The sequence below is a fragment of the Haladaptatus sp. DYSN1 genome (genome assembly GCF_029489995.1).
Taxonomy (GTDB): domain Archaea; phylum Halobacteriota; class Halobacteria; order Halobacteriales; family Halococcaceae; genus QDMS2.
The window spans coordinates 1,705,859-1,718,645 of record NZ_CP120470.1 but is presented as its reverse complement, the minus strand read 5'-3'; the positions used below and the strand labels follow the sequence as shown (position 1 = coordinate 1,718,645).

At 57.0% G+C, this 12,787-nt stretch carries 12 protein-coding genes and 1 pseudogene; 8 read left to right on the top strand and 5 right to left on the bottom strand.

Annotation, left to right across the window (positions count from 1 at the left end):
* The first annotated feature begins 208 nt into the window (after positions 1 to 208).
* Positions 209 to 742 (top strand): ferritin, encoded by a 534-nt coding sequence (locus P0648_RS09190; protein WP_277503691.1) that lies wholly within the window; start codon positions 209 to 211, stop codon positions 740 to 742.
* Positions 743 to 747: 5 nt separating this feature from the next.
* On the opposite strand, the gene P0648_RS09185 is transcribed toward P0648_RS09190, so the two are convergent.
* Complete coding sequence (locus P0648_RS09185; RefSeq protein ID WP_276247576.1) at positions 748 to 1,149, bottom strand: hypothetical protein; 402 nt, start codon at positions 1,147 to 1,149, stop codon at positions 748 to 750.
* Positions 1,150 to 1,357: 208 nt separating this feature from the next.
* Between P0648_RS09185 and P0648_RS09180 the strand changes: the two genes are divergently transcribed.
* Together P0648_RS09180 and P0648_RS09175 are read left to right on the top strand one after the other, a co-directional pair.
* The gene (locus P0648_RS09180; RefSeq protein ID WP_277503689.1) at positions 1,358 to 1,705 is read left to right on the top strand and encodes a nucleotide pyrophosphohydrolase; all 348 of its coding nucleotides are present in this window, start codon (positions 1,358 to 1,360) and stop codon (positions 1,703 to 1,705) included.
* 5 nt (positions 1,706 to 1,710) lie between these two features.
* Positions 1,711 to 3,600: a DNA/RNA helicase domain-containing protein gene (locus P0648_RS09175; protein WP_277503687.1), complete on the top strand. Its 1,890-nt coding sequence runs from the start codon at positions 1,711 to 1,713 to the stop codon at positions 3,598 to 3,600.
* 620 nt (positions 3,601 to 4,220) lie between these two features.
* On the opposite strand, the gene P0648_RS09170 is transcribed toward P0648_RS09175, so the two are convergent.
* A complete protein-coding gene (locus P0648_RS09170) occupies positions 4,221 to 4,541 on the bottom strand; it encodes a HalOD1 output domain-containing protein (RefSeq protein ID WP_277503685.1) in 321 nt (106 codons plus the stop codon).
* Positions 4,542 to 4,708: 167 nt separating this feature from the next.
* A complete protein-coding gene (locus tag P0648_RS09165; protein WP_277503683.1) occupies positions 4,709 to 5,392 on the bottom strand; it encodes a helix-turn-helix domain-containing protein in 684 nt (227 codons plus the stop codon).
* 224 nt (positions 5,393 to 5,616) lie between these two features.
* Between P0648_RS09165 and P0648_RS09160 the strand changes: the two genes are divergently transcribed.
* The gene (locus tag P0648_RS09160) at positions 5,617 to 5,817 is read left to right on the top strand and encodes a hypothetical protein (RefSeq protein ID WP_277503680.1); all 201 of its coding nucleotides are present in this window, start codon (positions 5,617 to 5,619) and stop codon (positions 5,815 to 5,817) included.
* A gap of 466 nt (positions 5,818 to 6,283) precedes the next feature.
* Here the strand turns inward: P0648_RS09160 and P0648_RS09155 are convergent, their stop codons facing one another.
* Positions 6,284 to 7,177 carry a hypothetical protein gene (locus P0648_RS09155; RefSeq protein ID WP_276274958.1) on the bottom strand — a complete coding sequence of 298 codons (894 nt, stop codon included), beginning with the start codon at positions 7,175 to 7,177 and terminating at the stop codon, positions 6,284 to 6,286.
* A 259-nt stretch (positions 7,178 to 7,436) separates the two neighbouring features.
* Here P0648_RS09155 and P0648_RS09150 point away from each other — a divergent pair, with 259 nt between their 5' ends.
* The 3 genes and pseudogenes from P0648_RS09150 to P0648_RS09140 all read left to right on the top strand — a co-directional run.
* A complete protein-coding gene (locus P0648_RS09150) occupies positions 7,437 to 7,991 on the top strand; it encodes a hypothetical protein (RefSeq protein WP_277503677.1) in 555 nt (184 codons plus the stop codon).
* Positions 7,992 to 8,250: 259 nt separating this feature from the next.
* Positions 8,251 to 8,511: a hypothetical protein gene (locus P0648_RS09145; RefSeq protein WP_276247581.1), complete on the top strand. Its 261-nt coding sequence runs from the start codon at positions 8,251 to 8,253 to the stop codon at positions 8,509 to 8,511.
* Positions 8,512 to 8,520: 9 nt separating this feature from the next.
* Positions 8,521 to 8,757, top strand: a pseudogene (locus tag P0648_RS09140) (type II toxin-antitoxin system HicA family toxin); the annotation flags it as partial.
* On the opposite strand, the gene P0648_RS09135 reads toward P0648_RS09140, so the two are convergent.
* Complete coding sequence (locus tag P0648_RS09135) at positions 8,754 to 8,891, bottom strand: hypothetical protein (protein WP_277503674.1); 138 nt, start codon at positions 8,889 to 8,891, stop codon at positions 8,754 to 8,756. The pseudogene P0648_RS09140 and the gene P0648_RS09135 sit on opposite strands and share 4 nt — an antisense overlap.
* 313 nt (positions 8,892 to 9,204) lie before the next feature.
* On the opposite strand from P0648_RS09135, the gene P0648_RS09130 reads away from it, so the two are divergent.
* A complete protein-coding gene (locus P0648_RS09130) occupies positions 9,205 to 12,774 on the top strand; it encodes a type IV secretory system conjugative DNA transfer family protein (RefSeq protein WP_277503672.1) in 3,570 nt (1,189 codons plus the stop codon).
* Positions 12,775 to 12,787 lie beyond the last annotated feature (13 nt).

Here is a 12,787-nt window from a genome sequence, read left to right as displayed (position 1 = left end):
CCGTCGCGGTAATTGCTGGCCGTGTCAAACGTCGCTCAACGACGATCTGACCACGGAGGGGAGGAAGTGAGGCTGAGAACAGCCAATCAGGTGGACTGCTCTTTCAGTCGGGCCAAACGTGCTGGAACTTCTCCGCCCCGCTAGTTGTGGGGCCTCGGATGCCCTCGGCCAGCAACGATTATTTGTCTGGTTGGTGATTCTGTGAACGATGCTGAAAGAATCACTCGAATCGGCGTTGAACGAGCAGATCAGTGCGGAGCTACGTGCGGAGTATCTCTACCTCTCAATGGCCGCGTATTTCGAGGATGAGGGGCTCCCGGGATTCGCGAGCTGGATGCGCGCCCAGTCCGAGGAAGAGCATGCCCACGCGATGCGCATCTATGACTATGTCCTCGACCGGGATGGACGAGTTCGCCTCGAAGGCATCGACGCCCCGCAATCGTCCTGGGAGAGTCCACAGGCCGCCTTCAAGGCAGCATACGACCACGAAGTGATGGTCACGGGGCTGATCGACGACCTCGTCGCGCTCGCCCGTGAGGAGAACGACAACGCAACCGAGAATATGCTCCAGTGGTTCGTCGCAGAACAGGTCGAAGAAGAGGCGACTGCACAGGCCATTATCGACAAGCTCAGGCACGTCGGCGATGACGGCCCTGGGCTCCTTATGATCGACCAAGAACTCGGTGACCGTGGCGAGGTAACCGGGAGCGAGGAAAACGAAGCGGCGAAGCACCCAGAGTAACAGACTCACCGAACCGATTGAAATCCGATGCGGTAGGCATTTTCACCAGTGGCATTTCGTGTGACGCTGCATGACACCGTCTGCAAGTTGACGCCCTTCAGCGAACAGTCATCTATTCGGGCGATATCCTCGTGCATTTCAGTGACTTCCTCAGGATTGAACACCCACTGGTGAGTTTCCCAGAGTTCTCGGCATTTCTTCCAATGGGTTCGCGCGTTGCGGTTAAAATCAATAGCAACTGAAAGGGTGAGGAATCGTGCTCGTGATACCGGATTTTCGATACCACTGACCGCCTCTTTCTCCGGCATCTCGTTGGTGCTGAAGGGACCAATCTTGGCTTCGTAATTTGAAATCAGATTTTCAACCAAGGAGACCACGTAATCCGGATTTGTTGAAGGCGAGTCCATGTTTACTTCATCACACAGGATTTGTAATGAATTATACCGCTCATCCAGTGTTCCCCTCAACCATGCGTACAAGTGCTACGGTCTGAGTGAAACGAGAAGTCCCTAAGCGGGATTGTGGCATCTGGTGTGGCTGAATATATCTTGGTTGGGAACTAGACGTGACCCTAAACTTCCGTACTTCTTTGTGTGTGTCGGGTAACATTATCCCATGCGGCTTGATGAGTTGAATGCGGATGTGCGAGAGTTCTGCGAACGTCGAGATTGGGGGCAGTATCATACACCAAAAGACCTTGCGATCGGTTTGACAACGGAATCAAGCGAGCTGTTGGAACTATTCCGATTCCAAGATACTGATGACCAATCAGACCTCCTCGGTGACGCCGAATCCCGCGAGGACATCGAGGATGAACTGGCCGACATTCTGTTCTTTTTGCTTCGATTTGCAGACCTCTATGACATCTCCCTCGAAGCAGCCCTAGAACGAAAACTCGAGAAGAACAGCGACCGGTATCCAGCGAAGGAATATAAGGGAAGCAACCGAAAGGCGGACAATTAGCCAGGATGCTCGTCTACGAAAACACCAAGTCCGGCTTCTTGGAAGATAGCCTGACAGATCAGTTGGTCCCGGAGATCAAGCGCGGCTATGAATCGAAGGGGCTTGGAATGGGGAGTGAGAGTGAGGTCCGGTCCTGGGAGAACTCCTTTCAGTACATGCACAAGGTGTTGAGTGGGAGTTCGCTGCCCGACGACGCAGGCGTCGCAATCGAGTTCAAGATTCCGCTGACATCTCGGCGAATCGATTTTCTGATCTCCGGGTACGATGCAGCCGAGAATGCGAACGTGGCGATCGTCGAGTTAAAGCAGTGGGATGGACCCAGCACAGAGGCCGTTGAGGACAAGGACGGAATCGTCAGGACATTGCTCGGGGGTGGTATTCGGGAAACGACGCACCCAAGCTACCAGGCGTCGTCGTATGCACAACTCCTGAAAGACTTCAACACACGCATTCAGGACAAGCCGATTCACCTCTATCCTGCAGCCTATCTTCACAATTTCGAACCAGCCCATCGAGAAACGCTAGAGCGCGACGTCTATCGACGGTATACTGATGAAGCTCCACTGTTTGTTCGCGGCGATGCAAAGAAACTGCGGTCGTTCTTAGAGTCACAAATCGAAGTTGGAGACAACCTGGAGACGCTCTACGAATTGAACGATGGGAAGCTCCGCCCAGCAAAGTCGCTGCAGGATTCGCTCCTGGCGATGCTTGAAGACCGCGACGAGTTCACCCTGATCGACTCACAGAAAGTCGTCTTCGAGAAGGCCGTCGAGTTAGCCAAACGCTCCGCTCGTGACGGGCAAAAACGCGTGTTAATCGTCGATGGCGGACCTGGAACGGGCAAGACAGTCGTCGCGATCAACATTCTGTCCGAATTGATTCAACAGGACCTGGTCGCCCAGTACGTGTCGAAGAACCGTGCGCCCAGGGAGGTATACAAGCAGAAGCTACGAGGCGACAAGCTGGTCAAGGAGATCGACCATCTGTTCACGGGCGCGGGAAGTTTCGTGGAGACGGCGTCGAACGCACTTCCCGCCCTGATCGCTGACGAGGCCCATCGATTGAACGCTGAATCGACGTTCTTTGGCCGCGGGGAGAATCAAATCATGGAGATCATCAACGCCGCGAAGTTCAGCGTGTTCTTCATCGACGAAAGTCAACGCATTCATATCGATGATATCGGCTCGAAGGACGAGATTCGAAGGCATGCCCGTGACCTGGGTGCCGAGATTGAGGAGGTCGAGTTGGACTCACAGTTCCGGTGCAACGGCTCGGAAGGCTACATTGCGTGGCTCAATGATGTCCTGGAGATCAGGGCCACGGCGAACGCAGACGGGTTCGATCTCGACTACGACTTACAGGTGTTCGATACGCCGCAGGCGCTTCACGAGGCCATCGCACGCAAAAACGAGCACACCCGATTATCGCGAGTCGTCGCTGGGTATTGCTGGGAGTGGGACAAGGAGGGCCGGTCTGACCCCGACGCCTACGATATCAAGATTGGCGAGTACGAACGAAGCTGGAATCTCGATACGAGTGAACCATGGGCCATTGCAGAAGGCTCAATCGACGAGGTCGGGTGTATCCACACCTGCCAGGGCCTCGAATTCGATTACGTCGGCGTAATCATCGGAGCGGATTTGAAGTATCGTGAAGGTGAAATCGTCGTCGATCACGAAGCCCGCGCGAACACAGACCGGTCACTCTTCGGTATCAAGAAGATGTTTCGTGAGGAGCCGGAGAAGGCGGCAGCAAGAGCCGAAGAACTGATCAAGAATACGTATCGAACGCTGATGAGTCGTGGAATGAAGGGCTGTTACATCTATTGCTGCGACGAACAGCTGCAGGAGTACCTCAAAACCCGTTTGGCGACTGGCAGTGCGGAACCGCGATAATGCAACAGTAGAGTCGGTCGATGGCGTCGTCACGGGAGGCAGCGGGAAATGAGTGATAGTGGTCGCGAGCGTTGTGTGGGGTTTTCGTGTCGGTCCCATCGACATTCGATTCGCTCACCTGGCCACTGCTCGACGTAGTGGATGAAGAAGTCGCCGCTCAGCTCACGTTCGATATCGACGTAGACGTGTGAAATATCGTCACGATAGACGCTGTGACTCTGCTGAAACCCTCATAACCTGACAGATGTCGCGTGCTGAATAGAGAGGGTGTATGCAGCAGGAGGTTACCAACAGACCAGAAAGATGACGGAGGCCTCTTCCGCGTAAACCAATAGAACGGCCGTGCTGAATTCCGGCCGGGTGGTGAGTACGTACCGACGAAGAACGGAGTTGGTAGAGCGAGTCCTAGAGTTTGTTGACGGTATAACACCGGTTGAGGCCACGATCCTGGAACTGGGTACCTTTAGCCGATGAAACACTCGCGTTTACCATTGATGGCGTGAATCGGGGGGATGAGGAGGCGCTCTCGGCGGAGGGGGAAGACAGTGACACCAACCGAGATTCATTTCGCAGTGGCTGACGATTAGCTGAATGCAGCAAGTGTGGCATCGCCTGTTTTCTCAGTCCTCGCTACCGTTTGCACGGAACGTCATTGTCCCATCGCTCTGGATGTGAACGCGGTGCCCGGCATAGGGGAAGCTGATTTGCGTCTCGCCATTCTGCACCGAGCAGTTCTTTCTTGACATCAGCGTGTCGAGCGCATCCGGGTCGATCGAGTGCGCGAGCACCTCCAGCTCGCGGGGGTCGGCGTCATTGATGGTCGCAATCGCTGCTATCAGTTGCTCACTCGCTGAGTCCTTCTCAGGATCAAAAGTGGCTATTAAGGGTATGCTGGCGCGAGTCTCGTTCGTTTGGTCAGTATTCGTGTTGTCGTCGTTCATAGGCTGCTCCCGGGTGTTGGCCTGTAGTGCCCTGGTCCTGCGTCATCCTAATTAACGCCATAAGGGGGCATCCTCTTTTTGCATGGTCTATAATGCTAGAACCAGACAGCGTGTTCCTGATTTTCACTCTCCTGGTTCATCCGGGTTCGTAGCGAGACGACGACCGCTCATTCCACGAGTTCGAACTCCTCCCCTTCATCCTCAGCCAAGGCGATCAGGGTGTTCTCGACGAGCTTCTCGATGGCGCGACGTAATCGCTCGGTGACAGCCTGATCGGAGATATCCAGCGCGTCTGCGAGGTCCTGGGTGGACATCTGTCGCGGGATCGAATAATACCCCCCCCCCCGGACGGCTCTCACGAGCGTCTCCCGCTGTGCGTCCGTCAGTCCGTACCACATGCCAGTTCCCGGTTTCAAGGGGTTGTACACGCGTCCCACTTCGAGCGGGATGTGGGCGTTCAAGCAGTACTCCTTGAACGCACTGAGCGCGTCGTGAGTGGGAAAGCGGAGTTCGAACTCCCAGGTATCTGTTGTCCCCGTCGCGCTCAACAGTTGGCCCCCGCTATCGAGGACGCCCTGGAAGAAGATGTCGCGGCCGACGTTCCAGTCCAGGGAATACAACGTCTCGTTGTCGTGGCGACTGACTTCCGTGATTGTTTCGACAGACGGGTGCTTGCGCACCGTCTCCTCGAAGGAGTCGCGCGCTTGTTCGCTCACCGTGAAGAACGGCACCGCTTTTTCGCCGAGGGGGACCAGGTTTTCGAGTTGAATAGTGGTCCCAGATCCGAGTTCGAGAATACGCCCTAGCTCGAAGGAACTGGAGGGGATCCGGAGATGGGCGATGATAGACATTGCTCTTAATCGTGGGTAGGAACGGAAGCTAGAAAAATAGGCGGCATGGTGTACCAGCCCCTGTTGGGGGGCATGGTGTACCATGCAGAACGGTAGGTCTTTGAGGCTAGCGAGATTAGTTGGAAATGGACCGAACGACCTTCGCGGAAACTGACCTCGTGGGACACGAATGAATCACGAGCTACGCAATATCTTCGGGTCGAGGTTAGACGGCCCCATCATTCATGACACGAGATCAACTCGCTGACGTTTCCATCACCAATTCCGACGAGTTCGAGGCCGTCCTCGCGGAAGCGATCGAGCGTGCAGTCTTGGCCGGCGTGGATGTCCGTGGCGCGTGGGAGTTTCAGACGCGCGGCTCAACCCACGACTGGGAAGTAGAAATTATCGAGTTGGCGAAGGATTCCGACAACGTGGGGGAGTAACGCTTCAACGCCGAGGCGGGACTGCCGGATTCTAGCGCGGCGGGTGCTGACTCCATTCTCTGTAGTCAGCAGCGCGGTGGATTCTTGTCCGTATCCCGAATTGATGGCGAACCAGTGGTGACCACGCGGGTGTAGTACTCATCCGAATCATCGCGACGCGCTGTGCAAGATACGCGCCCTGAGTTCAGCACGTCTACAGAGACCTCTCCAGGCACTGTCAGTAGCGGCGTACACCACACAGAGGGTGTGTCAACCGGCTGATTATGACCACAGTGGCTACAATATATTTATACGTCACAGAACCATTCGTTCACCTAAGCACCATGGACTTCAAGAAGACCGTTCGAAACCTCGAACGTCGGTACAACTTTGAGAACGGAGAGTACTGCCGAGCGGTTGGTCGGTCGAACGCTCACCTCCAGGACTGACTCGTCGTCCATTTTCAGCTTCAACACCACGTCAAGAGCTACGGTTCGTGTCCGGCAAGTAACGACGCAAAGTCTGCCTGAGAGAGTCCAACCCGCTCGCTCAATTCAGGAACGCCCGCTCGCTCAGCGATTTCCTCGGCAAATAGAACACAGAGTTGTTCGTGCTTTCGGGCGTAGTGGGTCCACGCGTCTCGATAGTGCATGCCGAGGTCCCATTCACCCAACGCGATCTCGATACCGCCTTTCCGGATTACAGTTTCAACACCGTACTCACTGAGCTTCTGGAACCGAACGTTGTTCCGTCGGACTGTCAGAATCCGCTTCGACTGTGTGATGTACGGATCGACCCACGCTCGCCACTCGTTGTCAGCAGTGTGGAGTCGAAGTCCGTTGTACTCGACTTCACGGCCGAACGTGCAGAAGTCGAGATAAATCTGGAGCATCGAGATGCTGGACCGATGGTTTGCGTTCGGAAGGACATGTCTCAGGATGAGGTTCGACATCAGTTCCCCGGCCACGTTGGTTGCTGTCCCGTTCCAGTTCACTTCATCGATCGCTTCCGGGACACGACTGAGTTCCAACTCTTTGTAGATCTCTAGTCCATCACCGGTTTCTTCGGCTTCCTCACGGACGCCTTCCCATGCCTCGAATAGACCGATTGCAATCGGACGCTCCCGATCTGGATGCATATCGTCCAATGCAGCAACAATCTCGGTCTCGCTGGTTTCGAGGTCGTCAGCTGTCCCAGACTCGCCAGTCTGCGTGTACAGACAGTAGATTTCGGCCTCTCCAATCAGATACCCGAGTGCCTTCACCGTCCCTGAGTCGTATCCACCGTATCGCTCAGCGAACTGTGTCGCATCGTCGTCAACGTACTCTAACGAGTATCGTTTATCAAGCGGATAGTGATAGTGGACAACTCGGTGCTCCATACTAGAGAGCCTCAACCGAGTGGGAAAATGGTTCCGTCGTGGGTTTTCCAACCGAAACTGAGCGCTCAAATCAGCGAGCTTACAGAGACCTCACCGAATGCTGTCAGAAGTGGTGTGCAACACTCAGAGGGTGAGTTCAGCACCGATTGCCGGTTGGTTTCACGTTATCAGGGCTGATTCAGCCGGTGAGTTGTGTAGCGTATCGAATGTTCATTTTCCGCGCTGGAATGTTTATTCTGCTCCTGAAACAACAGACTGTATGACTGATCACGATGAGTTGGCACGGAAATTCAACAATGCAAGTAATCTCGACCAAGCAGCGACGCATTTCGCACTCGCTGCATTCGAGTTGATGGTCACGAAGAAGTTTGAAGACACGAAGACGTTGTCACTCGGCGCAGCAGAACTCTTGCGAGCGATAAGCTGTGATGTGAGAGTGAACAATACCGGTCGGGCAACCCACCTGTTTGACTTTGCGAAGGTACTCTGCGAGCGGGTGCGGGCAGACACTGACGACGAGATACTAGAGGGGCTATCGTACGAATGGGTCGGCGACGGCTATCTCATGCTGGGTGACCAGCGTGCGATTGAGTGTTACGAGGTGGCTGCCGAAAAACTCGCTGACGTGCCTCCCGGTCACGGATGGGGAGGTGAGGAGGAATTTGATTATGCGCTGTGGGCGTTTCAAGATTACATCGAGGCACGGGGCTACGAGCTGACCAAAGACCCGTATGAGAAAGAGCCTTCCATTGATTTCCAAAATCGGATTAAAGAAAAGATGGCAATCACAGACATGTTACTGAACGTACGCTAATCAGACAACCGTACATCGGTCAACGGCAACTCTGCATCGAACGTTCCAATCGACTCATTGGTAGCCACTGTCCCGTGACCGACTCGCGCTGTGAGTTCAACACGGTCGTAGAAACCTCACCAGCCCCTGTCAGAAGAGGCGTGCAAGACTTAGAGGGTGGGTTTAGCATTATTTCTCCGATTGGTTGTGTCGCCCGGTCATAGTACAATGCAAGCCGTCCGAACGCTTATCTGTAGACGTCGACTCAATTCTAGTAGAGATGGCCAGCACGACTCGTGACAACCGTAACGGTGGCGTTGAGTTCATTCGCGAGGATGATGGTCGAGTCACCGCGAAGGACATCGAGACGGGTGTGGCTTCCTTCGGCGACGATCGTGCGGAAGCTTTGCGGATGCTTGCTGACGCACTCGATGCGTACCATGGAAAGGGCGAGCCCGTAGACGAGAGCGAACTGGCCGAAGAACTTGGTCTCGATGAGAACGAAGCTGGAAGCGAAGGCCGTCCGCCGTGGGACGAGTAGCGTGGGCCGACGACGTTCACAGGTCGAGAAGTTGCGAAGGTGCTGATGAAATTCGATTACGAGCCGACGTCACGGACTGGGAGTCACCTCACACTAGAGTACGTCAATCCAGACACTGGCGAGGTCCGACGGCCAACTGTTCCACTCCATGGAGAGATTCCTCGTGGAACACTTGGAAGTATCGCAGAGCAATGTGGTGCAGAGGATTTCCACTCATTTTGTGAGTGGATCGACGACCACTGTTAGATGTCGTCTGAATCGGATGAATGACCAGCGTGAGCGGGCACTCGGCGCGATTGTTCGACTGCCGAGTGTTTGTCCGTCGGTTCAGCGGCGAGAAGTGATTCCAACTCCTTGCAGAACTCACCGAGGAGGGCCATCAGTACGTCCTTGTCGGTGGGTATGCGGTGAGACTACACAGACCACAGGGTGGGAGGACGGGGCCGGGCGCTCGCGCCTGCCTGGTCGCCTCAGCGACCCCTATCGGCCGTGCCGATATGTCGCCTGAGCGACCGCGAGCGGCCGGGGGCGCTCGAAGCGTGCTCAGTATCTGCCTCCACACTCACGAAATCTCGACGACCAGGGAGAAACACACGACACCCAGAACCCCTTACCGCACAATCATGTCGCTTGCTATCACTATCCGAGCTATTATAGCACAAGCCATCCCCAGGAAGAATACTCCAGATTTCGATGCCCGCCGCCGACGCTTCCACCGACGACCGGTCGATCGCTCCTGAAACCACCTACATTCGCATTCGCCCGACGGACGATTCGCTGCACCCGAAAACCGTCACGACCCATCTCAGGCGACTCCACGGGCTTGGCCCGGACCCGAACACGAGCCTCGTCTCACGACTCACCAGACGAACGCCCGAGCCACCGACCATCGAATTCCGGCTCGTCGCCGATGGCACCGAGGACACGACCATCGACTACTACGTCGGTGTGACCGACCCAAAGGTGACGGATGCACTCGAACGCATTCTCAGAGGATTATTCCCGAATTCGTACGAACTCACGCGCGTCGATTGTGTGGACCCACTCACTGACGCCGAGGCCCACCCACTCGCCGCCGTCGAATTCTGCGGCCAGCCAGAGCGCCTGAACGACTGGCAGACCCAACTCACCCCGTTCGAGGACTTCCAGCACGAAAGCCACTCCCGCCTGCCGCTCGGAGCCCTCGTCGAGACGATGGCTGCGAGTGCCGTCCCACTCGTCTACCAGACGCTCCTTCGGCCGAAGCCAGATTGGTCACGCAGAGCAGAAGAGCGCAGCGCCTACATCGAGGGCGGCCTGGACACGTACGGTGGGCAACTCTTGAACGCCATCTGGGGGCCACCGCCGAAAGACGAACTCACGATCACCGCCAGTGACCAAGCCCGCATCCAGGAACTCGCAGAAAAAGATGGACGTCGCTCGTTCGAGGTGAACGCCCGCGTTGTCGCCATTAGCACGGACAACCCGGATACCCCAGACGCACCTATCCGAGAACTCGCCACCGCGTTTGGCGACGTGAGCCACACCTGCTACGAGGTTACGAGCGTAGTCCACACCGACGGCGACGCCACGCGCGTGTACGAAGACATCCAGACACAGCGATTCTACCCGGCCGATTACGGCCGCCTGAGGAACAAGATTCCGTGGACGACGAACACGAGCAGGGCCATCGTCGCAGACGCCCGCGAGGCGTCTAACTTCTGCGTACTCTCTGGAGATTCGCTCACGGGTGCGGGCAAACGTGCCGTTGCGCCGACGCCAGGCGAGCGAACCGCCCTGCCACGTCCACCCGCAGACCAGTTGCGGGCGTACACAGACGGTCTCCTGTTCGGCCACCCGCTCACGCAGGATGGGGCGACGATAGACCAGGGCCTCTCACTGCCGCCTGCCCTCCAACCGTTGCACGTCGCCTGGTTCGGGAAGACGGGCTCCGGGAAATCGACGGCGCTCGTGAACGCCATCCTCGAAAATCAGGAAGCGACCGAGGGGGTGAATATCCTCATCGACCCGAAGGGCGACGGCATGGGCGAAGACTACTGTCGCGCCCACTTCGCCCGCTACGGCAATCTCGACAACGTGGTGTACTTCGACTGTGCGGAGGTCCTCCCCGCGTTCTCGTTTTTCGATATTCGCGACGAGTTGGAAGTTGGCGTCGCCCGAACGACCGCAGTGGAGGATACCGTCGACCACTACATCGAGATTCTCACCCAAATCATGGGCAAGCGGCGCTTCGAACAGGCCGTTCGCTCACCAGACATCATCCGCTATCTCGTGAAGGCGCTGTTCGACCCCGTCAATGGAGACGACGCCTTCTCGCATCGAGACCTCCACGACGCCGCCCGACGGATGCACGAACGACAGACGGCACCCGCCGTTTCTGATGACGAACTCGAACGCATGCTCGGTGGCGTAGTCGCAAATCGCGCTCGCTCGTTCGACGAGATCATGCAGGGTGTGGCCAATCGCATGGAGAAGATTCCCCTCGATAAGCGCCTGGCACGCATCTTCAATCACGTCGCCGACGGGGACGAAGCGAGCGATACGCCGCATTTCGACCTCGCAGACTGGCTCGACGAGGATGCGGTGATTATCTTCGATACCGGCGGCCTGCGGAGTGAAGCCCAGCGCGTGTTGACGCTCGTGATTCTCTCGAATCTGTGGACGGCACTCCGGAGACGCACCCAGCAGAGCGACGAGGAGGACCACCCGCTCGTGAACCTGTATATCGAGGAGGCTGCGTCTGTCGCGGTGACGGACCTGCTTACGGAGTTCCTCGCAAAATCCCGGAGTTTCGGGTGTTCGGTCACGCTCGCGATGCAGTTCCCCGGCCAACTTAGAGAGGCCAGCGAGCGGGCGTACAACGAGGTGTTGAACAACGTTTCTACCTTTGTGACGGGCAACGTGCCCGTCGACCGCAGGTTGGCCACGCGGCTGGCTACCGACGAGATGGATACAACGGAAGTCGGGAATCGACTTCGAGCACTTCGTCGCGGCCAGTGGTTCGTGAAACTCCCTGCCGCGTTCGATACCGACGAACCGCGCCCGTTCCTCGTGCGGTCGGCACCGCTTCCGCCGGGTGACCCAGAGGGCCCACAGCCACTGACGGCGAAAGATGCGACACGATTTGCAGACCAGTTCGAGGAGACCCTCGACCGCACCTATTTCGAAGCCGGCTTGACGCTCTATCAGCCGAGCCTGGCAGACGATTTCGAGGAGGACACGCCCTCGGTGGTCCGGGTGGATACCGCACTCGCCCACACGAAACGCATGCCCGAGACGGTGGAGTACGACGCGGAGATTCACGCCCTGCGGTGTGTGAGTTGTGACAACCGCTACGACCGGTCGCTCGACGGCATGCAGCGTGCGATTGCGTGTTGTTCCTCGCTCGACACGGTCGACCGCCACGACATCCCCGTCTGTTCGGTCGGGCTCAAACTCACCGACGACGAGCGCGAAGCCTCCGAGTGGACCGACCGACAACTCCTGTTCTTACAGGTCGTGTACAACGCCCAGCAATTGCGCTACGACCCACTCGAGTACGACCTCAGATACGACTCGATGCTCCGCCTGCAGGAGTACACCGGCATCGACAGCGACGCAGTCCAGGAACTGGTCGAAGGCGAACTGCTTCGCCACGACACCGACCACCCCCACCGCCTGTTCACGGTGACATCTGCCGGCCGAAAGGCAATCGGTGAGAGTTACCGGGAGGGCGTCGATTACGGCCACGGGAAAGGCGACTTAGCGGAGTCGAGTCAGCACATCTTCGGCGTCGAAGTCCTCCGCCAGTATCTGGAGTCCGCGTATGTCGAGAATCCGGAATCTGCAGTCGTCGACGTCGTGCCCTATTACGAGATTCGCGAAGGCAGCGTTTCTGCCGCCGAGTTCATGGGCAGTTCCGTGAGTGCTCCCACCGAGGAGTTCCAACTGCATCGCCTCGACTGCGTTGGCCTCGACGCGAACGAGAACGTCGTCGTGACGGGTGAAGTCGAGCGTATCAACAACGACTATCGACGCGCTATCCCAGAAGATTACGACAAGATGGCCGCCTGTGAGCCAGACGAGGCGATCTGGGTGGTGATGACCCAATCAGCTGGGCACAAAGTATTGGGGGTGTTGAACGACCCACCAGAGGGAACGCCACGCGTCGAGAAGACCTACGCGAAGACCACGCCACCACAGCATTTCAATATCGATTCGCCCGGACTGACGGCGGTGTATCCAGCACCGTGGTTGCGTGACCGCATGCAGGAAGACGCGTAAGCGTGCTCGGCTC